Genomic DNA, 24,298 nt, shown 5'->3' with positions numbered 1-24,298 from the left:
CCATGCCATCCGGCATGCCCGTCTTCAGGAGAGACCATGCACAGTCCGAGTTCTATCCCCAAATGGAGCGTGCTGTTACCGTTTGTCGCTGCCGCCCTCGTTGCGCTCGAGTTATTCGGCATACTGCATGACACATCGGTGGTTTTTCTCGTTCCTGCGATCCTGCTGCTCGGCGGGTCGGTCTTCGCCTCCGTTCTTCACGCAGAGGTTCTTGGCGCCCGGGTCGGCGAACCGATGGGATCGATCATCCTGGCCGGATGCGTGACGCTGATCGAAGTGGCGTTGATCGTCTCGATCATGTTCTCGGGCGCAGAGGGTACGGATGCGGTGGCCCGCGACACGGTGTTTTCCGCCGTGATGATCGTGCTGAACGGCATCATCGGGCTGTGTCTCGTGGTCGGCGGCCGGATCTACCACGCGCAGAGCTTCAAGCTGGCCGCCGCCACGGCCGCCCTTGCCGTGCTCGGCACGCTTTCGACGCTCGCCTTCGTGCTGCCGAATTTCGCCATCTCCGGCCCGGCCCAGCAATATTCCTGGGCCCAGCTTCTTGTCGTCAGCATCTGCTGCCTAGTGCTTTACGGCGTGTTCCTGTTCATCCAGACCGTTCGCCACCGCAGCGATTTCACCGAGGAGACCGATGACGAGGAGGGCGAGTTCTTCCCTGAACACCACGCCCCGCCCTCGGGCCGGATGACCACGGCAAGCGCGGTGATGCTGCCGTTCTCCCTGCTGATGGTCATCCTGCTGGCCGAAATGCTGTCCGCCCCGCTTGACCGGGGCATCGCGGCGGCCGGCCTGCCGCAGACGCTTGTCGGCGTGATGATCGCGGCGCTGGTGCTGATGCCGGAGGGCATTTCCTCGGTGCAGGCGGCATTCAAGAACAGGATCCAGCAGAGCATCAACCTCGTGCTCGGCTCCGCGCTTGCCAGTATCGGCCTGTCGATCCCGATCGTGGCGCTGATCTCGATCGCGCTCGGCCGCCAAATGACGCTCGGGCTGGAGCCGGAGCAGATGGTGATGCTCATTCTGACGCTGTTCGTCAGCACGATCACGCTGGGAACGGGCCGCACCACCGTCTTGCAGGGCGCGGTCCATCTGGTGATCTTCGCGGTCTTCGTGCTCTTGACGCTGGTGCCCTGACGATCAGGACGCCTCAGCGCGAAGCCTGGATCACGGTTTCGCCTTCTGCCGTCAGAATGAGGTCACCATTGTCGGCAATATCGAAGCCGTCGACGCTGTCGATCGCCTGGAAGAAATCGCGTTCCAGCGCCATCAGGGGTTCCTCGCACGCCATATTGGTCGCTGCCAGCGGCCCTATTTCCAGGCTGCCCTCGCCGCCGATTCGCAATGCGCCCATATAGCGGTTGCAGCCGGCTGAGCCGGAGATCTGCCCCTCGGCACTGACCCCGATCGTCACGCTGGCCTCATCCGGCAGGGCTTCGCCGCCGATTTCCGAGACGGTCCATTCCGGTCCGGCGAGAAGTGAGATGGTATCGCCGCCGCATCCTTTGAGAACATCCGTTGCCGTTGTCAGCTCGGCTGTCTGCGGGAAAAGCCGCCCGCTCATGTCATCGCGGCACAGCCGGTCGCTGACGGCGAAGGACAGACCGAAGGCAGCAAAGTCGTAATGATAGGCGCCTTCCGAGATTTCGGCTTCGGGAAGGCGCAGATCGAGCCGGTCGTCTCCGTAGTTGAGATCGAGGCGGAAACGCCCATTCGCCATGACCGCGCGCCAGCCGGGCTCGTTGCCCTGCGCCGTCCAGCTGCTGTCATCCTCGACCATCTCGCACTCTGGATAGGTCACGCCGTCAAGCGTCAGCATCGCCTGATCGCCCTTGCCCCAGAACTCGTTCCGGCCGTCCTCGCTCGCAAAGCGGGCGCCATCGGCCGAGATCGCCTGGGGAAGCTCGAAGATCGTGTCGTCGGTCTCGACAACGGCCAGATTGTCGCGAAAGCCGATCGTGAAGCGGTCATCGCCACAGGCCCAGACGGACTGGAAACCGGAGGGCGTGAAGCCCGAGAGCCAGATGGTGCCGATATCGACATCCGCCGTTCCCGCTGCAACCTCCACCGGATCGCTGACGAAGCGAAGCGCGTCGTCGACCATGATCGCGGCCGTGAGTTCGCCCTTGAACCCGCCGGGCACGGAAAACGAAAACGGCAACGGCACCTGCCGCCCATCCGCCGCTTCGCTCATGCCGCCAAGCTCGTTGCCCTGAAAACCCGTCAGGAAGACGATCAGTTCGGCATCATCCGGCAATGCCATGCGTTCACGGTAGGTAGCCTCGCCCGAGACCGTCCGCGTCTCCTGGGCGAGAGCAGATGATGATGCGAGCGCGGCGACAAGAGCGATCAGGGTTTTCGACATGGTGACCTCCGGTTTTCTGACGATTTTGGCCCAAGCCTAACCGCGTCACGCAACAGGTCAATGTCGGCTGACCAAGATCAGCCCTCGCTCGCAAACATCGGCCCGCCCTTGTGGCGCGGAAAGCCATAGCCGTGGATTTCGACAAGGTCGATATCGGCCGGCTTTTCGGCAATGCCTTCGGCGAGGATCGCACGGCCCTCGTCCGCCATTGCGCCGACCAGCCTTTCGGCGATTTCCTCCGCCGTCAACGACGTGTCGCCATCGATCCGGTCCCTCAGCAGATCAGTTACCTGCTCCGAAACAATCGGCTTGCGGTTTCCCGGCTCATAGTCATACCAGCCACCGCCGGTCTTCTGCCCCTTGCGCCCGGCGCGCACGAGAATATCGCCGAGCGTCTCCGGCACAGCCTCGCCTGTCGCCCGCGCGCCCTCGCGCTGCAGGAAGGCGATGTCGAGGCCGCCGAGATCCTGCGCCTCGAACGGACCCATCTTGAAGCCGTAGCCGCGCATGGCCGCGTCGATATCGGCGATTGCCACGCCCTGTTCGACCAGTTCCTCAGCCGCAGCGCGGTAACGCTTGAGAATACGGTTGCCGATGAAGCCCTCGCAGATGCCGGCGCGCACCGGCATCTTGCCGAGCGTCTTGGCAAGGGCAAAGGCGGTGGCGAGCACCGCGCCAGATGTCTGGGGCACCGGCACGATTTCGAGCAGTTTCATCACATGGGCGGGCGAGAAGAAATGCAGGCCGATGAAGCGTTCGGGGTTCGCCAGGCCTTCGGCAATCAGCCGCGGATCGAGATAGGAGGTGTTGGTGGCGAGCACCGCATCGGCCCGGCAGACCTGGCCAAGCTTTTCAAAAACGGCGCGCTTGACCGAAATCTCCTCGAACACCGCCTCGATCACCAGATCGCAATCGCCGAGCGCCCTGTATTCCGTCGTGCCGCCCAGAGACGCCATCAGCTCGACGCGGCCCGCCTCGGTGAGCTTGCCGCGCTTGACCGAGCCCGCCAGAATGCCGTCGATCGTGCGGATGCCGCGTGCGACGGCCTCCTCGTCGCGTTCGATCAGGGTGACGGAGAACCCGGCATTGAGCGCCGCGACCGCAATCCCCGCCCCCATCGTGCCGCCGCCGATAACGCCGACGGCAGAGATAGCAAGCGGCTCGATGCCCTTCAGGCTTTCAGGACGCGCCGCTGCCCGTTCGGCAAAGAAGACGTGGCGAAGGGCTGCGGCCTCCTTCGAGGCGCGCAGTTCCAGAAAGATTTTCCGTTCATGCTCCATCGCCGCGTCGAACGGGTTTTCAACGGCAAAGCGGATGGAGGCCAGCACCTCCAGCGGCGCGCGATAGCCGGGCTTTGCCGCGTCCTTCTCCGCCGCCGCCCAGAAATCCTCCGCAAGCGCTGTGACCGGACGCTCCCGCGTCTTCGGCGGCAGCGGTTTCTCCACTGCCTGTTCGGCGAAGACGACGGCCTCTTCGACCAGATCGCCATCGGCGATCGCATCGACCAGCCCCGCCTCAAGCGCGGCTTTGGCCTTCATCGGACGGCCCGAAACGGCAAGCTTCACCGCCGTCTCGACCCCCGCAAGGCGCGGCGTGCGCACCGTGCCGGACGCGCCGGGGATGAGGCCGAGGGTGACTTCAGGAAGGCCAACAGAGGCCTTCGCATCGGCGATCCGGAAACGACAGCCAAGCGCAACTTCAAATCCGCCCCCCAGCGCCGAACCATGAATGGCGGCCACCCAGGGCTTTTTCGCATCCTCGATTGCCGCCACCACGTCGGGCAGAAGCGGCTCCTGCGGCGGCAGGTTGAACTCGCGCACGTCGGCCCCGGCAATGAATGTGCGGCCGGCGCAGGCGATCACGACCGCCTTCACCGCATCATCGGCATCAAGCGTTTCCACGGCTTCGACCAGCGCCCCGCGAACGGCATTGGAGAGCGCGTTCACCGGCGGATTGTCGATGGTCACCACGGCAATTGCGCCGCGATGCTCGATAGTCATCACAGTCTTCATGTCAGATTCCAAGATAGGCCTCGCGCACCTGCGGATCGGCGATCAGCGCTGCGGCGGCACCTTCCATGGTGATGCGGCCGGTTTCCATCACATAGCCGCGATCGGCGATCTTCAGCGCGCCATAGGCATTCTGTTCAACGAGAAGAACGGTCACGTCACGCGCCTTCAGCGCCTTCACCACATCGAAGATCTGGGCGACCAGCAGCGGCGCAAGGCCCATGGACGGCTCGTCCAGCAAAAGACATGCGGGGCGGCCCATCAGCGCGCGGGCGATCGCCAGCATCTGCTGCTGGCCGCCGGAGAGCCCGCCCGCCACGAGATTGCGCTTTTCCTTCAGGATCGGGAACATGGCGAAGGCGTCTTCCATGTCGCGTTCGACGCGATCATCGGTGAACAGGAAAGCGCCGAGCCTCAAATTCTCCTCGACCGAGAGATTGGTGAAGATCTGCCGGCCTTCCGGCGACTGGGCAAGGCCCTGTTTCAACCGCCTGAAGGCGGGAACATTTGTCATTACCTCGCCACGAAAGATCATCTCGCCATCAGTCACCGGCTGCAGGCCGGAGAGACATTTCAAAAGCGTCGTCTTGCCCGCGCCATTGGCGCCGACCACGGTGACGATCTCGCCGGACTTGACCTCGAGATCGATGCCGTGCAGCACCTCGATGCGGCCATAGGCCGAGCGCAGGCCCTTAACCGTCAGCATCGGCAGCCTCCTCTTCCGTTCCAAGATAGGCGGCGATCACCGCCTTGTTGCGCGATACGGTTTCCGGATCCCCCTCGGCGATCTTCTCGCCGTGATCGAGCACCACGATATGGTTGGAAATGCGCATCACCATCTTCATGTCGTGCTCGACGAGAAGGATGGCGATGCCGGTTTTCGCCAGTTCGGCAATCAGCCGGTCGATCTCTTCGGTCTCTACAGCGTTGCAGCCGGCGGCCGGCTCATCAAGCAGCAGGACGCGCGGGGATACGGCGAGTGCCCGGGCAATTTCCAGCCGCTTCAGCGCGCCATAGGACAGATTTCCGGCCTGGCGTTCGGCGGCCTTCTGCAGGCCGACGCGGGCGAGCAGTTCCTGAGCGCCTTCCCTGGCCTCCGCCGCCCGCTTCTTCGAGGCCGGCAGCGACAGAAGATCGGCAACGAGCGCGCCGCGTTCCTGCAGGTGAAAACCGGCGATCACATTTTCCAGAACCGTCATCTCCTGGAAGATCTGCAGGTTCTGGAAGGTGCGGGTCAGGCCAAGGGTCGCCAGACGGTCGGGCCGCTTGGCGGTAATGTCGCGGCCGTCGAGCATCACCTTGCCCTCGCCGGGCAGATAGACGCCGGAGATCATGTTGAACAGCGTGGTCTTGCCCGCGCCATTCGGCCCGATCACCGAGACGATCTCGCCGGCGCTCGCCGAAAAGCTGACATTGTTGACGGCGCGCAACCCGCCAAAGGAGATGCCGAGACCCTGAACATCAAGAAGGCTCATTCGTCCCTCCCCTTCAGTTTGCTTGCGATCGAGGGCAGAAGCCCGCGCGGCAGGAAGATCATCACCGAGATCATGATCGCGCCGAGGACGAGCTGTTCATATTCGGCAAAGACAGTGAGCACCTGCGGCAGAAGCGTGAGGATCGCCGCCCCCAGCATCGCCCCGAGAATGGAGCCGACGCCGCCGAGCACGGCCATCGACACCATTTCGATGGAATGCATGAAACCTGCCACATCCGGCGTGATGAAGCGGTTCTGCAGCGCCAGCAGCGAGCCTGCAACCGAGGCATAGACGGCGGAAATGATGAAGGCCTGCAGCTTGACGCGGGCGACATCGATGCCGACCGTGCGGGCGGCGACTTCCGAACCGTGCAGAGCGCGCATGGCGCGACCCGTCGGGCTCATCGCCAGATTGAGCGCGATCCAGACGCCGATGACGAGCACGATGCCGGAAACGCCATACCAGAACTCTCCGCCGGAGACGCGCCAGCCCATGTCGCGCAGAAGATCGCGCAGGCCAAGTTCCGGCACGGCCATGCCGTCCGGGCCGCCCGTCAACTGCCGCTCATTGGTGAGAACCAGCGAGACGAGAATGCCGAAGCCGAGCGTCGCCACCGCCAGGTAGTAGCCCTTGAGCTTGAGGATCGGCCGACCGATGAGGGCAGCCACGCCGCCGGAAATGACGGCGCCCAGAAGGGCGGCAAGGGCCGGGTGCAGGCCGAGATATTCCGGCGCGAGCGCGCAGGAATAGGCGCCGATACCGGCAAAGCCCGCATGGCCGAGCGAAATCTGCCCGGCATAGCCGATGAGGATGACGAGGCCGATGACCGAAAGCGCGTTGACGAAGATCAGCGCGCCGACGCGGTAGTAATAGCCCGACGGAAAGAAGAAGGGCAGGACGGCGACAAGGGCTGCGACGATCGCGATCTGGATCCATTTCGAATGTGCTAACATGGCTTCATACCCTTTCCGTCGACTTGGCGCCGAACAGACCCTGGGGCATGACGAACAGAACGGCGAGGATGACGACGAAGGCAACGGCTTCCTTGTATTGCGAGGAGATATAGCCGGCCGTCAGCGCCTCCATCAGGCCAAGCGCGATGCCGCCGACCAGTGCGCCCTTCGGATTGCCCATGCCGCCGAGCATGGCAGCGGCAAAGCCCTTCAGCGCCAGCGCCACGCCGACATCGTAGCTGACAAGCGTGATCGGCGTGATCAGCACGCCGGCAAGGGCGGCGATCGCGGCCGACAACGAGAAGGAGAGCGTCATCACCCAGTTGGTGTTGATGCCGACGAGTTGGGCGGCGAGCCGGTTGTTCGCGGCCGCCAGCACGGCCTTGCCGGTCAGCGTCTTGGTGAAGAAAACCCACAGACCGACGAAGACAAAGACGGCGCCGCCGATCACCCACAGGCTCTGCGGCAGGATGGTCGCGCCGAGAATGTGGATCGGATCGTCGCCGGAAAAGGCGGGAAAGCGATGAAGCTGCTTGTCGAAGACGAGCTGCGCCACGCCGCGAATGAAGATCGAGGCGCCGATGGTGATGATCACCAGCGAGACCACCGGGGCACCGCGCGCGGGCTCGATCGCAAGCTTGTTGAGCGCGACGCCGACGGCTGCGGTGATGACGATGGCAAGAAGCCCTGCCAGCGGCAGCGGCAGGCCGGCGGCATAGGTAAAGGCGGTGATCATGCCGCCCAGCATGACGAATTCGCCCTGCGCGAAATTCACCACGTCGGAGGCGTTGTAGATGATCGTGAAGCCGAGCGCGACCAGCGCGTAGACCGCGCCGACCGTAAAGCCCGACAGAATGAATTGCATCAATGCGTCCATGGATGGATCCCGAACGGTGACTGCTAAGGAGCGGCGGATAACCCCCGCGGCGATCGCCCCACGCCGTTATTCCTTGGCGCGGGGACAGTTTTTGACAAAGGCCCTTGCCTCACCTTCCGTCATGCCGGCCTTGAGCCGGCATCCAGGGCCAGATATCGAAGACCATCAAATCAAGGTCCTGATACAAAGGTGTTTTGTCGCCCTGGACCCCGGATCAAGTCCGGGGTGACGGAGAATGGGGAGGCAAACGCCATTTGCCTGCAACAGGCTTTAACGCTAGCCCGATCCCGCACCCGTCAAGAGCGCGGGGTGTCTTTCAAAACGTCAGTCGATCGACGTCCAGCCGCCATTCTCGATTTCGAGCATGCGGAAGGCGGAAAGGTCGAGGCCGAGGTGATTGTCCGGACCCATGGTGTAGACGCCGGTGGTGCCGACGAGACCGTCGGTGGCTTCCAGCGCGTCACGGATGGCGTCGGGGTCTTCGCCGCCGGCTTCGGTCATGGCGTTGACCATCAGCAGGAAGGCGTCATTGGCATAGCCGCCGAAGGTCGAGACGTTCTGGTTGTACTTTTCCTCGTAGGCCGTCTTGTAGTTCATGACGACGTCACGCTGGATATCGTCTTCCGGCAGAATGTCGGCGATCAGAAGTGCGGTGCCCGGCAGGCGCACGCCCTCGGAGGCTTCCGGCCCGACCAGCTCGATGAAGCTGTCGGAAGCCACGCCGTGGCTCTGGTAGAGCGGCAGGTCGATGCCGAGCTGGCTGGCATTGCGGGTGACGATCGCCGGGCCCTGGCCGAAGCCCGGGTTGAGGATCGCCTCAACGCCCTCGGTGTTCTTGATCTTGGTGAGCTGCGGCGTCATGTCGGCGTCGCTCGGGCCATAGATCTCGTCGGCGAGGATCTCGATGTCATAGCCGCCGGCAACGTCCTTGCACTGGGCCTGCATCGATGCGCCGAAGCCGTCCGTGCCGGAGATCATGCCGATCTTGGTGATGCCATTCTTCTGCATGTTGTCGAAGATCTTCTCGCAGGCCATGCGGTCGGTATGCGGCGTCTTGAAGACATAGTCCTTGACCGGATCGATGATCTGCAGCGCGCCGGCGAGCGAGATGAAGGGAATGCCTTCGTCTTCGGCAACCGACAGGATCGACATCGAGGTGCCGGTGGTGGTGCCGCCGATGATGGCGACCACTTCGTCATCCTCGATCAGACGGGTGGCGAAGGTGCGCGCCTTGTTCGGATCGCCGCCGTCATCATAAAGCGTTAGGTTGATCTTTTCGCCGTTGATGCCGCCATTGGCGTTCAGTTCCTCGACCAGCATTTCGATGGTCTTGGCTTCCGGATCGCCAAGAAAGGCGGCAGGACCCGTAGCCGAAAGGCTGGCGCCGAGCTTGATCTCGGCGCTTGCGGCCGTTGCAAGACCGAGCGTGGCGAGCATCGCCAGTGCCGTTGTTGTCATCAATTTCATTGGATTCTCCTCCCTGATTTATCCAAAACGAGCTGTCAGGCCGCCTCTCAAGCGGCTCTGGGCCAGCGGATCATGACGCGCCGGAAACGCGGCGCGACAAAGGCCGTATCGGTGAGGCTTGCATTGCCCGAAGGGTTCGCTCCCGTGACATGATAGTCCGAGAAAGCCGCCGACTGATTGACATAGATATTGCCGGTGAGGTTCACCGAGAGATTGACGCCGGCCTTCGAAAAGGCGTTTGCGGCCTCCTCGATCAGCGCGCCGTCGGTAGCGTAGAGCGCCGCCGTGATCGCGCCCTTTTCCGCCGCAATGGCAGACGCCCTGGCGATGGCGTCATGCGCATCATCGCAGGCGATGAAGAAGGACACCGGCCCGAAGCATTCGTCGCGCTCAAGGCCGCCTTCACGGTCATCGGCGACCACCAGAAGCGGTGTCGCCGAGGCGCCAAGCCCGGTCTCGCGGCTCTCGCGCACGACGCGGCCGGCCTGACGGGCCTTTTCGACGCGCGCAAAGGTCGCGGCATTGGCGATCGCGCCGCAGATGGAAGAGGCCTGCGCGCCGTCCGAAAGCAGCCGGTCGATGGCGTCAACAATGCCGCTGACGACGTCATCGAAACTCTTGGCACCTTCGTCCGTCTCGATCCCGTCCTTCGGCAGATAGAGGTTCTGCGGCGAGGTGCACATCTGGCCGGAATAGAGCGACAGCGAAAAGGCGATATTGTCGCACATGCCGGCAAAGTCATCCGTGCCGGTGATGGTGATCGAGTTGACGCCGGTCTCTTCGGTGAAGACGAGGGCGCTGCCGGCATTCTTCCGCAGCCATGCGGCAAAGACGGAGGAGCCGGTATAGTCGATGATCGAAAACGCATGGGTTTCGATCAGTTTCTTGGTCACTTCCGCGCCCGGCTCATCTGCGGCGAGCAGCACGACATCAGCCGGGAAGCCTTCCTCGGTCAAAACCTCGCGCAGCACCTTGACGGTGAGCGCCAGTGGCAGGATTGCGCCCGGATGTGGCTTGACGATCGCCGTATTGCCGGTGGCAAGGCTGGCGAACAGGCCCGGATAGCCGTTCCAGTTCGGGAAAGTCTGGCAACCGATCATCAGCGACAGGCCGCGCGGAACGATGCGCCAGCGCTTTTCCAGCGTGATCGGGTCGCGCTTGCCCTGCGGCTTTTCCCATGTGGCGGCGGTGGCGCTGCCGGTCATTTCCGCATAGGCCGCGGCAACCGCCTCAAGTCCGCGATCCTGCGCATGCGGACCGCCCGCCTGGAAGGCCATGGGAAAGGCCTGACCGGTGGTGTGCATGGTGGCGTGGCCGATGAGGAAGCTCATGGCGTTGAGGCGGGTGAGCGCCTCCAGAAGAATGCCGGCGCGGGTTTCCGGATCGGCGGAGGCCCAGGGCTCGGCGGCCTTTTCGGAGGCCGCGATCAGCGTTGCGGGATCGGCGGCAGGATAGGTGATGGAAAGGCTCTTGCCCCATGGCGCGTTCTCGCGGCCAACGCGGCGCGTCTCGGGATGGCCCGGCATATCGAAAGCATTGCCGACAAGCCCTTCGAAGGCGGCAATACCGTCCGCCTTGGCGGTTTCGCCATAGACCTTGCCCGACGGCACTTCCGGAAACGGCGTCCAGAAGGCGCGGGTCCGCAGCGCTTCCACCGCCCGCGCCAGCAGCGCGGAATGGCGATCGTATAGGTTCGTCATGTCTCCTCCCAAATTCTGGAGACTATTATTGACCGACCGGACGGTTTATGCAACAACAATTATCAACCGCGCTTGAGGAGAGCGCGACGGGAGGCAAGAATGACCGATAATCAAACCGTGCTCGTCACGTTGAAAGACGGCGTGTTGGGCGTAACGCTCAACCGTCCCGACAAGCTGAATTCCTTCAATGTCGATATGCACCTTGCTTTGCGGGCAGCGCTGCAGCGCGCCCATGACGAAGCGGACATTCGCGCCGTTCTTCTGACCGGCGCCGGCCGCGCCTTCTCCGCCGGCCAGGACCTCGGCGACCGCGATCCGCGCAAGATGACGGAAAAGCCGGACCTCGGCGAAACGCTTGAGACCTATTACAATCCGACGCTCAGGCTGATCCGCTCCCTGGAAAAGCCGGTGATTGCCGCCGTCAACGGCGTGGCGGCTGGCGCCGGCGCCAATATCGCCTTTGCCTGCGATATCGTGTTTGCCGCCAAATCCGCGAAATTCATTCAGGCCTTTTCCAAGATCGGTCTCATCCCCGATGCCGGCGGCAGTTGGTCGCTGACGCGCGCGCTCGGCGAGCCGCGCGCCAAGGCGCTGGCGATGACCGCCGAGCCGCTTATCGCCGAGAAGGCGGAAGACTGGGGCCTGATCTGGAAGGCCGTCGAAGACGAAAAGCTGATGGAAGAGGCGAGCGGCCTTGCAACCAGGCTCGCGGGTGGCCCGACGAAGGGTCTTGGACTGACCAAAAGGCTGATCCAGGCCGCCTCCGAACACGACCTTTCCACCCATCTGGACATGGAGCGCGACTGCCAGCGCGAGGCGGGTCGCACGGATGATTATGCCGAAGGCGTGACCGCTTTCCTCGAAAAGCGCGCGCCGGTCTTCAAGGGAAAATGAGCATGGACGCAACGATCAACGCGATGAGCCCGCAGGAACTGGCCGAAGCCTGTGCCAAGGCCATGTGGAACGACGACAACGCCTCGCGGCACCTCGGCATGACGATCGAGCATATCGCGCCGGGCGAGGCGACGCTTTCCATGACGCTGACGGAGACGATGACCAATGGCCACGGCAACGCCCATGGCGGCTATCTGTTCACCCTTGCCGACAGCGCCTTTGCCTTTGCCTGCAACACCTACAACCAGCTGACCGTCGCCCAGCACTGCTCCATTACCTATACCGCGCCGGGCGCGCTCGGCGACCGCCTGACGGCATGCGCGCGCGAGGTTTCGCGCAGGGGCCGGTCCGGCATCTATGATATAAGCGTGACACGGGAGGACGGAACGGTGATCGCCGAATTCCGTGGCCATTCGCGCACAGTCAACGGCACGCTGCTGCCCGCCTGATCGGCAGCCGTTTTCGAGGAGGAAGACATGAACGCCATCAACAACCTGAAACCGTCCCGCGAGATCCTCGATCCGATCGAGGTGGCAAGCCGCGACGAGATTTCCGCGCTTCAGCAAAAGCGCATGGCCTGGTCGCTGAACCACGCCTATGAGAACTCGCCCTTCTACCGCAAGCGCTTCGATGAAAACGGCGTGCACCCGTCCGATTTCAAGACGCTGTCGGACCTTTCGAAATTCCCCTTCACGGTGAAGACGGACCTGCGCGACACCTACCCCTTCGGCATGTTCGCCGTTCCGCGCGAGAAGCTTGCCCGTGTACACGCCTCCTCCGGCACCACCGGGCGCCCGACCGTTGTTGGCTATACCAAGAACGATATCGATGTCTGGGCCGATGTCGTGGCCCGCTCGATAAGGGCGTCCGGCGGTCGCGCCGGCGATATCTGTCATGTAGCCTATGGCTATGGCCTGTTTACCGGCGGCCTTGGCGCGCATTACGGCGCCGAACGCCTCGGCTGCACCGTGGTGCCGATCTCCGGCGGCATGACCGAGCGCCAGGTGACGCTGATGAGCGACTTCAAGCCGCAGATCATCATGGTCACCCCGTCCTACATGCTGTCGATCCTCGATGAGTTCCGCCGCCAGGGCATCGATCCGCGCGAAAGCTCGCTGAAGGTCGGCATATTCGGCGCAGAGCCGTGGACCAACGCGATGCGGGCCGAAATCGAGGATGCCTTCGACATGCACGCCGTCGACATTTACGGCCTGTCGGAAATCATGGGTCCCGGCGTCGCCAATGAATGCGTGGAGACCAAGGACGGGCTGCATGTCTGGGAAGACCATTTCTATCCGGAAATCATCGACCCGCAGACCGGCGAGGTGCTTCCCGACGGCGAGATGGGCGAGCTTGTCTTCACCACGCTGACCAAGGAAGGCCTGCCGATGGTGCGCTACCGCACCCGCGACCTCACCCGCATCCTGCCCGGCACAGCGCGCTCCATGCGCCGCATCGAGAAGATCACCGGCCGTTCCGACGACATGATCATCCTGCGCGGCGTCAATGTCTTCCCGACCCAGATCGAGGAGATGATCCTGAAATGCGACGGCCTCGCCCCGCATTTCCAGATCGAGCTGACCCGCAAGGACCGCATGGACGTGATGACCGTGCATGTGGAGTGCACGCCCGACCAGTCCTCGGCGGAAGCCCGGCTGGCCTCGGCGAAGGAGCTTGCACATCACATCAAGTCGGTAATCGGCGTTTCGACGAAGATCGACATTCGCGATCCGGAAAGCGTTGCCCGTTCGGAAGGCAAGGCCAAGCGCGTGGTCGACAATCGTCCGAAATAATCACCGGCCGGTTGGTCAATTGATTAGACAATGCTAAAAGGGGCGAAAATGCCCCTTTTTACCCCATCATCAGGATTTTCTGGAAAGACCATGGCGAGAACACGGGCCAATGATTTCGAGGAAAAGCGGCACGGCCTGCTTTTGAACGCCGCCCATGTGTTCGCCACGCAGGGCATGGAAAAGGCCTCGATGTCGCAGATCGCGCGCGAGGCCGGCGTGTCGAAGGCGCTGCTTTACCACTATTACCCCTCCAAGGAGGCGTTGATCTTCGCCATCATCGCCTCGCATCTGGAGGCGCTCGATGCAGCGCTCGCGGAAGCCGACGACCCGGGGCTCGAACACAAGGCCAGGCTGGAAAAACTGGTGATGACGGTGCTGAACGAATATCGCGGCGCCGACGACCAGCACAAGGTGCAGCTCAATGCCGCGCCCGCCCTTTCCCCCGAACAGACCAAGCAGATCCGCGCGCTGGAACGCAGCATTGTCGGCCGGTTTTCCGCCGTCATCCGCGAAATCCATCCCGAGCTCGACCGCCCGGAGCGCCCGCTGCTGATGCCGGTCACCATGTCGCTCTTCGGCATGATGAACTGGGTCTATATGTGGTTCCGCGAAGGCGGCAAGATCACCCGCGAGGACTATGCCGAAATGGCGACAACGCTGCTTCTGGAAGGTGTGAAGGCGGTTCGGTAAAGGGTATGGAAGGCGCGACACTGCACCGAAGCCGTGTTTGCCAAGACCCCTTTTCAAGAATGCGCCGAGTGAAGCGAGGTCGCTTTGCACCAAACAATCTCCCCCCTTGAGGGGGAGATGTCGCGAACGCGACAGAGAGGGGTATGGGGCATAAGCCGTCTGCTCCGTGCTCTCGGAAAGGGTTCACCCCCCTCTGCCCCTGGCGGGGCATCTCCCCCTCAAGGGGGGAGATTGAATCCCGATGGTTGGGCTAGGGATGCCTCTCACACGATCCGAACGCTGTTCAATCCTTGCCGCCACCCACCCGCGCAAACATCAGCGGATCATAGCCCGGCGCCTCGATCCGGCGACGGCCTGGCTCCACCTGTGACAACGGCTCGGCGGGTCGCGACCTGCCGGCCGCTTCGAAGGCGAGCTGGCGGTAGATATCCGTGCCGCCGCGCTTCCAGGCGATCTCCTCATCCGTCAGCGGGCGGATGACGCGGGCCGGATTGCCGTGGGCGAGCATCCCGTCCGGCACGACGAAGCCCTGCTTGACGAAGGCCATGGCGCCGATGATAGCGTTCCTGCCGATCACCACCTCGTCCATGACCACGGCATTCATGCCGACCATGGCGTTTTCGCCGACGCGGCAGCCATGCAGCACCGCGCCGTGGCCGACATGGCCGTAACGTTCGACCACGACGTCGCGGTCGGGGAAGGAATGGCAGACGCAGGTCTCCTGGATGTTGGAACCCTCATGCATCTCGATCCGGCCGAAATCCCCGCGCAGCACCGCGCCCGCGCCGACAAAGCATTGCGGACCGACGATCACATCGCCGATCAGAATGGCATCCGGGTGGACATAGGCGTCCCGGTCGATGACCGGAACGATATCGTCATAGGCGTAGACGGCCATCGCTCAGCCCGCCATCTGATCAAGCGCTTCGGCGGAAAGCGGCCAGGTTTTCGCGACCATGGTCAGGACGTCATATTGCGCGACGACCTCGTCCTTCTGGTTGGTGACGCGGCAATCCCAGCGCACCTCGCCGTGGCCGGCATTCTCGCGCGGATTGATCGCCTTGCAGGTCAGCCGCACCTTCAGCGTATCGCCGAAATAGACCGGCGTCAGAAAGCGCAGATTATCGACGCCGTAATTGGCAAGGACCGGACCCGGATCAGGATCGACGAACAGGCCGGCGGCAAACGAGGCGATCAGATAGCCATGCGCGACCCGGTCCTCGAAGAAGGGGTTGGCCTTCGCCGCATCGCTGTCCATATGGGCGTAGAAGGTGTCGCCGGTGAACTCGGCGAAATGCTCGACGTCCTCGCGCGTGACCGTGCGGGTCTCCGTCACGATCTGGTCGCCGATCTTCAGTTCCGCCAGCGATTTGCGGAAGGGGTGCTTGCCGCTCCGGCTTTCCGCGCCATCGACCCATTCGCCGGTGATCGCGGTCAGCATGTCGGGTGTGCCCTGCACGGCGGTGCGCTGCATGAAATGCTTGACCCCGCGCATGCCGCCCATTTCCTCGCCGCCGCCGGCGCGGCCCGGGCCGCCATGGATCAGCGGCGCCAGCGGCGAACCGTGGCCGGTCGAAGACTTCGCCGAACCGCGATTGCCGATCATGACGCGGCCGTGATGGGCGGCAAGACCGGTGACGATCTCGGCGGCAATGCCGCCGTCATTGGTGAAGAGCGAGGAGACCAGAGAACCCTTGCCGCGCTCGGCCAACGCCACCGCTTCCGCCGCGTCGTCATAGGCCATGACGGTCGCGACCGGCCCGAAAGCCTCGACATCATGCACGGCCCTGGCATCAAACGGCTTCGCACAACGAAGAAGCACGGGGCTCATGAAAGCGCCCTTTTCCGCATCGCCTGAGACGAGCGCCACGTGATCGGGATCGCCATGGACGATCTCGCTATCGCCGAGAAGGGCCGCGATCTTCTCGCGCACGCCGTCGCGATCCGACAGCGACACCAGCGCGCCCATGCGGGCATTCTCGTCGTCCGGCAGACCGATCGTCGCCTTGGAAAGCCTTTCGGAAAGCGCCTCGACCACGGCCTGTTCATGAACGCGCGGCACGATGATGCGGCGGATGGCGGTGCATTTCTGCCCGGCCTTGGAGGTCATTTCATTGGCCGCCTCGCGGATGAAGAGATCGAATTCCGGCGTGCCCGGCCCGGAATCGGCCCCGAGGATCGCGGCATTGAGACTGTCGGCTTCCATGTTGAAGCGCACGGCGTTTTCGACGATCGCCTTTCCGGTCTTCAGCTTGCGGCCCGTCGTCGCTGAACCGGTGAAGGTGACGACATCCTGGCCGGTGACATGATCGAGCATGTCGCCGGCACTGCCGCAGACAAGCTGCAGCGCGCCGTCCGGCAGAAACCCGGTGTCAATGATGGCGCGGGTGACGCGCTCGGTGAGATAGGCCGTCTGCGACGCGGGCTTGACCAGGCACGGCATGCCGGCGATCAGCGCCGGTGCAATCTTCTCCAGCATGCCCCAGACGGGGAAGTTGAAGGCGTTGATGTGGATTGCGATGCCCTTCATCGGCGTCAGGATATGCCGGCCGGCAAAGCTGCCATCCTTCGACAGCGGCTCGACATCGCCCTCGCTCAGGACTTTCGTGTTCGGCAGCTCGCGTCGTGCCTTGGACGCGAAGGTCAAAAGCGTGCCGATGCCGCCCTCGATATCGACCCAGCCATCGCGGCGCGTGGCGCCGGTCCAGGTGTTTTCGACGTAAAACTCTTCCTTGCGCTCCATCAGCGCCATGCCGATCGCTTTCAGCATCAGCGCGCGCTCGTGGATGGTCATCGCCCGAAGCGCCCGGCCGCCCTTCTCGCGGCCATAGGCCAGCGCATCGGCGAAATTCAGTCCGTCAGAACCGATGAACGCGATTGTTTCTCCGGTTGCGGCGTGGGCCAGCGGCTTGCCAGCGCCCGATCCCGTCTGCCAGGAGCCGAGCACATAGCTCTCAAGGCGGCGTGCGGCCGTCTCAGTCATGGGGATATCCTTCCTCGTCGGCCCTGTCGGACTTTCCGGACAGACAGGGCCTCAAAATGTTGCAGGTCAGGCCGCGACGGGCGTCTTCAGCCCGCAGTCCTCAAGTGCGCTTCCGGCGTCGGCCCGCCAGCGGGTCCTGAGCGCCTCGTTTTCGCTGTGGCGCAGGCCAAAGCGCGAAAGCCGGGCGAAGCGTTCGGAGACCGCCGGGCCGAAGGTGTCGGCAACACGCGGATGCCAATAGGCGACCGCTGCCTGCGCGGCCCCACGGCCTTCATCGGTTGCGGCGAGCTTCTTCAGTCCTTCAAGCCCAAGCTCCATATGCCGCTTCTCGCGCGGCAGGACAGAGCGGATCACCTCGGCATAGGGCGTGTAGGAGGCGTGGGTCATTTCCTCGAGCTGAATGACCGTCGCAAGACCCATCAGCACGTTCATCACCACGGCATCCGTCCAGTCCTCGAAGGGATAGTGGAAGACGGAAAGCCGCATGTCCCCGCCCATCCGACGCGTGTCGACCACGGCATCGCGGGGAAGGCGCGCCGCCCAGCTATGGGCGCGGTTATAGAGCGCGGTATCGGTTCCGAAATCGCCCATCAGATCGAGCACGCGCTCGGCATGATCGGCCTTTTCCAGCACGATCCGGCTGGCGGCGATGCGCTCGGCGATGCCGGGCGCCCAGTTGATGGCGGCGGCAAAGCCCGCAGAGCCCGCCAGTTCGCTGTCCACAAAGGAGGACATCATCCGCATCAGTTCGGCGCGGTAGAGCGGCGGGGCATTGTCCGGGGAGGACAGCTTGCCGCCTTCGGCCAGATAATCGGCAATCGACATGTCATTCGTCATAGCTGATCACCACCTTTTCCGAGAGCGGCAGGCACTGGCAGGAGAGCACATAGCCGGCGCGCACTTCATAATCTTCGAGCGCGTGGTTGGTGATCATCTCGACCTCGCCCTCGACAACCTTGGCCCGGCAGGTCGAGCAGATGCCGCCCTTGCAGGAATAGGGCGCGTCGATATCGTGAGCGAGGGCGGCATCGAGCACCGCCGTGCCGTCGCGCGGCATGGTGAAGGAGCGCGTCGTGCCGTCGAGCGTAAGCTGGATTTCGACGCTCTCGCCCGCGGTCGCGGCGGCCTTGGACACCACTTTCTGCTTGGCCCGGCCCGGCTGGGAGGAGGCGAACAGTTCGAACTTGATCTGCTCGTCCTTCATGCCGTGCTTCTTCAGCGCCGCGGCAATGGTCAGCATCATCGGCTCCGGCCCGCAGATGAAGGCGGTGTCGACGGCGGGAAGATCGATCCAGAGATTGAAGAAGGCTTCGAGCTTTTCCGCGTCGATCCGGCCGGTGAAGAGGTCGATCTCCTGGCTGTCGGATTCCAGAACATGGATGACGGAAAGACGGCCGAGATAGGTGTTCTTCAGGTCTTCCAGCTCCTCGCGGAACATGATCGACTTGATCTGGCGGTTGGCATAGACCAGCGTGAAGCGCGACTGCGGCTCGCGGGCCAGCACCGTCTTGACGATCGAGAGCAGCGGCGTGATGCCGGAGCCGCCGGCAAAGCCGAGATAGTCCTTGCTCACATCTGCGTCGAGCGGCGTGAAGAACTTGCCCATGGGCGGCATCGCTTCGATCACGTCGCCGGGCTTCAGCTCTTCATTGGCGAAGGTGGAAAAGGCGCCGCCTTCCACGCGTTTGACGCCGACCTTGAGGCAGCCCTCGTCGAGACCCGCGCAGATCGAATAGGACCGGCGCACCTCCTCGCCGTCGAACTGGCGACGGAAGGTCAGATACTGACCCTGGGTAAAGCCGAAGGCGCCCGCATCCTCGTCGCGGGGCTTCAGCGTGAGCACCACCGCATCGGCCGTTTCGCGGCGAATGTCAGTCACTTCCAGCGGATGAAACCGTGCCATCTGATCACTCCTCCTCAGATACACTTGAAATAATCGAACGGCTCCAGACAGTCCTTGCAGCGGTATGACGCCTTGCAGGGAGTCGAGCCGAACTGGGAAACGCGCTCCGTATTGCCCGAGCCGCAGCGCGGACAGGCAATGACGAGATTTGAGCGGCCGGAAAGCCGGGCCGCGCGGGCGACAAGCCGTCCATCGGCCGCCGTGCCGTCGATCGGCGGGGCAATGCCATAGTCCCTGAGCTTCTCCCGTGCCGCCTCGGACAGAAGATCCGTCGTCCAGGGCGGGGAAAGCTGTTGCTCGATCCGGAAATCCTCGACGCCCTTCTCCAGGAGCTTGGCCTCGATTTCCAGATTGATCAGCGATACGGCCGGGCAGCCGGAATAGGTGGGCGTCACGGTGACAACCAGTGTGCCGCCGTCATGGCCGACCTTGCGCACGATGCCGAGCTCGGTGATCGAGATCACCGGGATTTCGGGATCGGGCACTTCGGAAAGCCAGGCCATCACCTCTTCCGGCGAGGGCAGAACGGCGGTTGCAGCGCTCACCATTCCGCTCCCGGGTAGGCGCGCTGCAGGAATTGCAGCTCGGCAAGGATGAAACCCAGATGCTCCGTATGCCGCCCGGTCTTGCCGCCGGTATGGGCATACCCCTCTTCCGGCTTCGTCAGCGTCGCTTCGGAGAAGACGGATGCCAGTGTGCGGTCCCATTCGGCCTTCAGCGCATCGGGGGCCGGCGCAATGCCGGCGTCCGCCACCTGACGGTCGATATCGTCGGTGATGAACATTTCGCCTGTGTAAGCCCAGAGGTAATCAAGCGCGTCCTGCATGCGGCGGTGGCTTTCCTCGGTCCCGTCGCCAAGCCGGATCACCAGATCGGCGGAACGCTCGAAATGATAGGCCGCTTCCTTGACCGCCTTTGCCGCGATTTCGGCAACGCGCGGGCTTTTCGAGCCCGTGAGCTGCTTCAGCAGGGCGAAATGCCAGGCATCAAACAGGAACTGGCGCATCACGGTGACGCCCATGTCGCCCTTCGGCAGTTCGGTGATCAAGAGGTTGCGGAACTTTGCCGCGTCACGCAGGTAAGCGAGATTATCGGCGCTGCGGCCCTCGCCTTCCACCTCGCCGGCAAGCCCCAGCCACATCTGCGTATGGCCGATGAGATCGAGCGCGGTATTGGCGAAGGCGATATCTTCCTCGAGCACCGGCGCATGGCCGCACCATTCGGAAACGCGGTGGCCGAGCACCAGCGTCGAATCGCCGAGGCGACAGAGCCATTCGAAGAAGGCCGGGCGCAGGGCTTCGTCGCCGATGAAGGGATCGGGCGTCGTCGACACCGGCATCGGCGTGACATTGCCCGTATGCTGAACGGTCGCCGTCATCACATATGCCCCACTTCTTCCGGAATGTCGAAGAAGGTCGGATGACGATAGGCCTTGCTTTCGGCCGGATCGAAGAGCGGGCCCTTTTCCGACGGCGAGGACGCGGTGATGTCGTTCGACTTCACCACCCAGATCGACACGCCCTCCTTGCGGCGGGTGTAGACGTCACGGGCGTGGCGGATCGCCATTTCGGCGTCCGGCGCGTGCAGGCTGCCGACATGGCGGTGGTTCAGACCGTGCTGACCCCGAATGAAGACTTCGTAGAGCGGCCATTCCTTGGACATGTTTTCCTCCCTTGAGAAACGCTGTGCGCTTATTCTGCGGCTGCGACCGGCGCTTTTGCGCGTCGCGCTTCCTTTTCGCCGTGGGCGGCAAGCCCGTCGCGGAACCATTCGCCTTCGTCCCAGGCCTTGCGGCGGGCTTCGATGCGTTCGCGGTTGCACGGGCCATTGCCCTTGATCACCTCGAAGAATTCCGACCAGTCCGGCTCGGAGAAGTCGTAGCCGCCCTTCTCCTCGTTCCAGGCAAGGTTCTCGTCCGGGATCGAAAGGCCCAGATATTTCGCCTGCGGCACCGTCTGGTCGACGAATTTCTGGCGCAACTCGTCATTGGTGTTGATCTTGATCTTCCACGCCATCGACTGGGCGGAATGCACCGAATCCTTGTCGGACGGGCCGAACATCATCAGCGACGGGTACCAGAAGCGGTTGAGCGCATCCTGCGCCATCTCCTTCTGCTCCGGCGTGCCGAAGGCCATCTTCATCATGATCGAATAGCCCTGGCGCTGGTGGAAGCTCTCCTCCTTGCAGATGCGGATCATCGCCCGCGAATAGGGCCCGAAAGAGGTGCGCTGCAGCGGCACCTGGTTCATGATCGCAGCCCCATCGACCAGCCAGCCGACCGCGCCCATATCGGCCCAGTTCAGCGTCGGGTAGTTGAAGATCGAGGAATATTTCATCCGCCCGTCATGGAGCTTTTCCATCAGATCGTCGCGCGAGACGCCGAGCGTTTCGGCGGCCGAATAGAGGTAGAGCCCGTGGCCGGCCTCGTCCTGAACTTTGGCGAGCAGGATTGCCTTGCGCTCCAGCGAGGGCGCGCGGGTGATCCAGTTGCCTTCGGGAAGCTGACCGACGATTTCCGAATGGGCATGCTGGCCGATCTGGCGCACCAGGGTCTTGCGGTAGCCCTCGGGCATCCAGTCCTTCGGCTCGATCTTCTCGCCGTTGTCGATCCGCTCCTGGAAGGCCTGTTCCTCCGGCGACATCTCTTCGCGGGATTTCATGCCTTCCGATTTTACCATCTGTGCATACATGGCTCTCAAGGCCTCCTTGGTCAGATCCGTTCGATAATCATGGCGATGCCCTGGCCGACGCCGACGCACATGGTGCAAAGCGCATAACGTCCGCCGGTGCGGTGAAGCTGGTTTGCGGCCGTCAGCACCAGGCGGGCGCCGGACATGCCAAGCGGATGGCCGATGGCGATCGCGCCGCCATTGGCGTTCACATGGGCCGCGTCGTCGGGCAGGCCGAGTTCGCGCAGCACCGCAAGGCTTTGCGCGGCAAAGGCCTCGTTGAGCTCGATCACGTCCATGTCGGAAAGCGAAAGACCGGCAAGCTTCAGCACCTTGCGCGTGGCCGGAACCGGGCCGATGCCCATGACGCGCGGGGCGACGCCTGCAGCAGCCATGGCAACGATCCGCGCCTTCGGGGTAAGACCGTTCGCGCTTGCCGCCTCTTCCGAAGCGATCAGCAGCCCGGCAGCGCCGTCATTGACGCCGGACGCGTTGCCGGCGGTGACGGAAAGCTCCGGCGCGTTGACGCCCTTCAGCTTGGCCAGAACCTCGGCCGTGGTGCCCGGGCGCGGATGCTCGTCGGTATCGACGACAACCGGATCGCCCTTGCGCTGGGGAATGGTGACCGGGACGATTTCGTCGGCATAGACGCCGGCGTCCTGGGCCGCCTTCCAGCGCGCCTGGCTCATGGCCGCGAACCGGTCCTGATCCTCGCGCGAAATGTTGTACTCTGCGGCAACATTGTCGGCGGTTTCCGGCATGGAGTGGGTGCCGAAGGCGCTGTGGAACTTCCTGTTCTTGAAGCGCCAGCCGATGGTGGTGTCGTAGATTTCCGCCTTGCGGGAAAAGGCCGTTTCCGCCTTGCCCATGACGAAGGGCGCGCGGCTCATGCTTTCCACGCCGCCGGCAATCATCAGGGCGCCGTCGCCGGCGCGGATCGTGCGCGCGGCAAGGCCGATCGCATCCATGCCGGAACCGCAGAGCCGGTTGACCGTGGTGCCCGGCACGCCTTCCGGCAGGCCGGAGAGCAGCACCGCCATGCGCGCCACATTGCGATTGTCTTCGCCCGCCTGATTGGCGCAACCGATGATGACGTCATCGACGCTTTCCCAGTCGACCTTGCCGTTTCTCTCCTGCAATGCGGAAAGCGGAACGGCCGCCAGATCATCGGCGCGCACGGCCGACAGCGCGCCGCCATAGCGGCCCACAGGCGTGCGGATTCCATCGCAGATAAAGGCTTGCGCCATGAATGCTCCTCCTTCGCCAGCAGCGCGTGGCTGCCGCATAAACCAGATACGGGTGACGGACCTTCAGACCATCTCCCCGAATTTCAGCCGGGAACCCTCAATTCGCCGACCGATCGGTCACTTATATAGCGCATTAAACATCACGCAAAAAGGTCTTTGTGCATTTTTGTGTGATGTTTTAATCGTAAAAATGGACATATATCTGATTTTATTACATTTAATGTTGGCTGATTTCCTTGCGTCCAGAGCTTCGCGCCGGATCGGCTCCGGTTCAGAGCCTTGCGTGCGCCTTCCAGCTCAATCGCCCTCGTCTTGCCTGGCGACCTCGCCGTGCAGGGCTTCAAGACGAAAAGCCGTCGTCTCCGTGCGCTCCGGCAAAAACCCGTCGCTATTCTGGAAGGCGAGGCCGATATGACGGTCGGCGGAAGCGCTGACCTTCAGATAGAGCGAAACAAAGAGCAGGCGCGCCGCGCCCGCGGGCCAGCCTTTCGGCAATGCGACCGCCGGCAGGCGCGGATCGGCAAGGGCTGCGGCGCGGAAGTGATGGACAAGCCTCAATCTCAGCGCCAGCGCCGTCGCGCCATCAAGCGCCCCCCCCTCTTCAAGCGCAGCCTCCAGAGGAGAAAACGTCTCGACGAAGTCGCGATAGGCCGTTTCGACCGCATCCAGCGGCCAGAACCGGCCGACGAAATCAGGCAGATGTTCGACCCCGACAAGATCGTTTGCCGTGAACACCGCGCAATTGGAGGGCTTTTGCGTCCCCTCCGGCGAAAGCGCCGCTTCCGGACCAATCCTGGCCCAACCCTCCGGCAAATCGCGTGCGCCGAGCGCCAGCAGGAAGCGTTCGGGCGGCGGCGGCGGCGAATAGAGGAGTTCGGCAGCCCCGGAAAACTCCTTCTCGGCCGGCTTGGTCAGCCGGTAATAGCTCTTGCGCCCGATCCGGTCGCCGACGAGCCGGCCATTTTCGACGAGCCGAGAGACCGCGGTGCGCACCAGGCTTTCGGAAATACCCTGCGCGGCACAACTTTCGATCAGCGTGCCCATCCACAACGTGCCGCCGCGCGGGGCCGCGACATCGCCGTAAAGCGTTACGATGAAGCCGCTTGCCCGCGGACTGCTTCCACCCAGAAATTCCCGGACCGCCGTTGTGCCGTTCTCATGGCGAAGCGATGCTCTTTCCATATTTCTCTGCCGCATTAGGCCCGTCTCACATCATTTCGTCGCTTGTCTGGCTCCTTATAGGCCGAGCCCGCATCGATCGCCAGTGACG

General features: G+C 63.4%; 23 protein-coding genes. 5 read left to right on the top strand and 18 right to left on the bottom strand.

Translation table 11 applies throughout. The features are described from left to right. The first annotated feature begins 36 nt into the window (after positions 1-36). Positions 37-1,140, top strand: coding sequence for a calcium:cation antiporter (locus GGR30_RS13290; protein WP_183487025.1), 1,104 nt, complete (start codon positions 37-39; stop codon positions 1,138-1,140). Positions 1,141-1,153: 13 nt separating this feature from the next. Here the strand turns inward: GGR30_RS13290 and GGR30_RS13285 are convergent, their stop codons facing one another. From GGR30_RS13285 to paaN, 8 genes are all read right to left on the bottom strand, one after another. Beyond that, complete coding sequence (locus tag GGR30_RS13285) at positions 1,154-2,368, bottom strand: META domain-containing protein (RefSeq protein ID WP_183487023.1); 1,215 nt, start codon at positions 2,366-2,368, stop codon at positions 1,154-1,156. Between the two features lie 77 nt (positions 2,369-2,445). Continuing rightward, positions 2,446-4,380 (bottom strand): 3-hydroxyacyl-CoA dehydrogenase NAD-binding domain-containing protein, encoded by a 1,935-nt coding sequence (locus GGR30_RS13280; protein WP_183487021.1) that lies wholly within the window; start codon positions 4,378-4,380, stop codon positions 2,446-2,448. Between the two features lies 1 nt (position 4,381). Next, entirely contained in the window at positions 4,382-5,083 is a 702-nt protein-coding gene (locus GGR30_RS13275) for an ABC transporter ATP-binding protein (RefSeq protein ID WP_183487019.1), read from the bottom strand. Next, on the bottom strand, positions 5,070-5,852 hold the full coding sequence (locus tag GGR30_RS13270) for an ABC transporter ATP-binding protein (protein WP_183487017.1): 783 nt from the start codon (positions 5,850-5,852) through the stop codon (positions 5,070-5,072). The genes GGR30_RS13275 and GGR30_RS13270 overlap by 14 nt, the downstream gene beginning before the upstream one ends. Next, positions 5,849-6,805, bottom strand: a complete 957-nt coding sequence (locus GGR30_RS13265; protein ID WP_183487015.1) for a branched-chain amino acid ABC transporter permease — start codon at positions 6,803-6,805, stop codon at positions 5,849-5,851. The genes GGR30_RS13270 and GGR30_RS13265 overlap by 4 nt, the downstream gene beginning before the upstream one ends. 4 nt (positions 6,806-6,809) lie before the next feature. Then, positions 6,810-7,682, bottom strand: a complete 873-nt coding sequence (locus tag GGR30_RS13260) for a branched-chain amino acid ABC transporter permease (protein ID WP_183487013.1) — start codon at positions 7,680-7,682, stop codon at positions 6,810-6,812. Positions 7,683-8,006: 324 nt separating this feature from the next. After that, a complete protein-coding gene (locus GGR30_RS13255) occupies positions 8,007-9,149 on the bottom strand; it encodes an ABC transporter substrate-binding protein (protein WP_183487012.1) in 1,143 nt (380 codons plus the stop codon). 47 nt (positions 9,150-9,196) lie between these two features. Beyond that, positions 9,197-10,849 (bottom strand): phenylacetic acid degradation protein PaaN, encoded by a 1,653-nt coding sequence (gene paaN, locus GGR30_RS13250; protein WP_183487010.1) that lies wholly within the window; start codon positions 10,847-10,849, stop codon positions 9,197-9,199. 99 nt (positions 10,850-10,948) lie between these two features. Here paaN and paaG point away from each other — a divergent pair, with 99 nt between their 5' ends. The 4 genes from paaG (at position 10,949) to GGR30_RS13230 (ending at position 14,226) form a co-directional block, all read left to right on the top strand. Continuing rightward, positions 10,949-11,743, top strand: coding sequence for a 2-(1,2-epoxy-1,2-dihydrophenyl)acetyl-CoA isomerase PaaG (paaG, locus tag GGR30_RS13245; RefSeq protein WP_183487008.1), 795 nt, complete (start codon positions 10,949-10,951; stop codon positions 11,741-11,743). 2 nt (positions 11,744-11,745) lie between these two features. Beyond that, on the top strand, positions 11,746-12,192 hold the full coding sequence (gene paaI / locus GGR30_RS13240; protein WP_200336392.1) for a hydroxyphenylacetyl-CoA thioesterase PaaI: 447 nt from the start codon (positions 11,746-11,748) through the stop codon (positions 12,190-12,192). Positions 12,193-12,219: 27 nt separating this feature from the next. Next, positions 12,220-13,536: a phenylacetate--CoA ligase PaaK gene (paaK, locus tag GGR30_RS13235; protein ID WP_183487005.1), complete on the top strand. Its 1,317-nt coding sequence runs from the start codon at positions 12,220-12,222 to the stop codon at positions 13,534-13,536. Between the two features lie 90 nt (positions 13,537-13,626). After that, positions 13,627-14,226: a TetR/AcrR family transcriptional regulator gene (locus tag GGR30_RS13230; RefSeq protein WP_183487003.1), complete on the top strand. Its 600-nt coding sequence runs from the start codon at positions 13,627-13,629 to the stop codon at positions 14,224-14,226. Positions 14,227-14,509: 283 nt separating this feature from the next. Here the strand turns inward: GGR30_RS13230 and GGR30_RS13225 are convergent, their stop codons facing one another. The 10 genes from GGR30_RS13225 to GGR30_RS13180 form a co-directional block, all read right to left on the bottom strand. After that, positions 14,510-15,124 (bottom strand): acyltransferase, encoded by a 615-nt coding sequence (locus tag GGR30_RS13225; RefSeq protein ID WP_183487001.1) that lies wholly within the window; start codon positions 15,122-15,124, stop codon positions 14,510-14,512. Between the two features lie 3 nt (positions 15,125-15,127). Continuing rightward, positions 15,128-17,209: a phenylacetic acid degradation bifunctional protein PaaZ gene (gene paaZ, locus GGR30_RS13220; RefSeq protein ID WP_183486999.1), complete on the bottom strand. Its 2,082-nt coding sequence runs from the start codon at positions 17,207-17,209 to the stop codon at positions 15,128-15,130. Between the two features lie 66 nt (positions 17,210-17,275). Continuing rightward, entirely contained in the window at positions 17,276-18,046 is a 771-nt protein-coding gene (locus GGR30_RS13215; protein ID WP_183486997.1) for a Phenylacetic acid catabolic protein, read from the bottom strand. After that, complete coding sequence (paaE, locus tag GGR30_RS13210; RefSeq protein ID WP_183486995.1) at positions 18,036-19,112, bottom strand: 1,2-phenylacetyl-CoA epoxidase subunit PaaE; 1,077 nt, start codon at positions 19,110-19,112, stop codon at positions 18,036-18,038. The genes GGR30_RS13215 and paaE overlap by 11 nt, the downstream gene beginning before the upstream one ends. Positions 19,113-19,126: 14 nt before the next feature. Then, entirely contained in the window at positions 19,127-19,615 is a 489-nt protein-coding gene (gene paaD, locus GGR30_RS13205) for a 1,2-phenylacetyl-CoA epoxidase subunit PaaD (protein ID WP_246413868.1), read from the bottom strand. A 38-nt stretch (positions 19,616-19,653) separates the two neighbouring features. Then, complete coding sequence (gene paaC / locus GGR30_RS13200; protein WP_183487130.1) at positions 19,654-20,451, bottom strand: 1,2-phenylacetyl-CoA epoxidase subunit PaaC; 798 nt, start codon at positions 20,449-20,451, stop codon at positions 19,654-19,656. 38 nt (positions 20,452-20,489) lie between these two features. Next, the gene (gene paaB / locus GGR30_RS13195; RefSeq protein WP_024708712.1) at positions 20,490-20,774 is read right to left on the bottom strand and encodes a 1,2-phenylacetyl-CoA epoxidase subunit PaaB; all 285 of its coding nucleotides are present in this window, start codon (positions 20,772-20,774) and stop codon (positions 20,490-20,492) included. Between the two features lie 29 nt (positions 20,775-20,803). Next, positions 20,804-21,802: a 1,2-phenylacetyl-CoA epoxidase subunit PaaA gene (paaA, locus tag GGR30_RS13190; RefSeq protein ID WP_183486991.1), complete on the bottom strand. Its 999-nt coding sequence runs from the start codon at positions 21,800-21,802 to the stop codon at positions 20,804-20,806. 20 nt (positions 21,803-21,822) lie between these two features. Next, positions 21,823-23,028 (bottom strand): 3-oxoadipyl-CoA thiolase, encoded by a 1,206-nt coding sequence (gene pcaF / locus GGR30_RS13185; protein WP_183486989.1) that lies wholly within the window; start codon positions 23,026-23,028, stop codon positions 21,823-21,825. A gap of 297 nt (positions 23,029-23,325) precedes the next feature. Further along, positions 23,326-24,210 (bottom strand): PaaX family transcriptional regulator C-terminal domain-containing protein, encoded by an 885-nt coding sequence (locus tag GGR30_RS13180; RefSeq protein ID WP_183486987.1) that lies wholly within the window; start codon positions 24,208-24,210, stop codon positions 23,326-23,328. Positions 24,211-24,298: the final 88 nt, after the last annotated feature.

Origin of the sequence: Martelella radicis, assembly GCF_014196625.1 — a bacterium.
Taxonomy (GTDB): Bacteria; Pseudomonadota; Alphaproteobacteria; order Rhizobiales; family Rhizobiaceae; genus Martelella; species Martelella radicis.
Note: the sequence above shows the minus strand (reverse complement) of the source record. Positions and strands in the feature narration are given on the sequence as shown.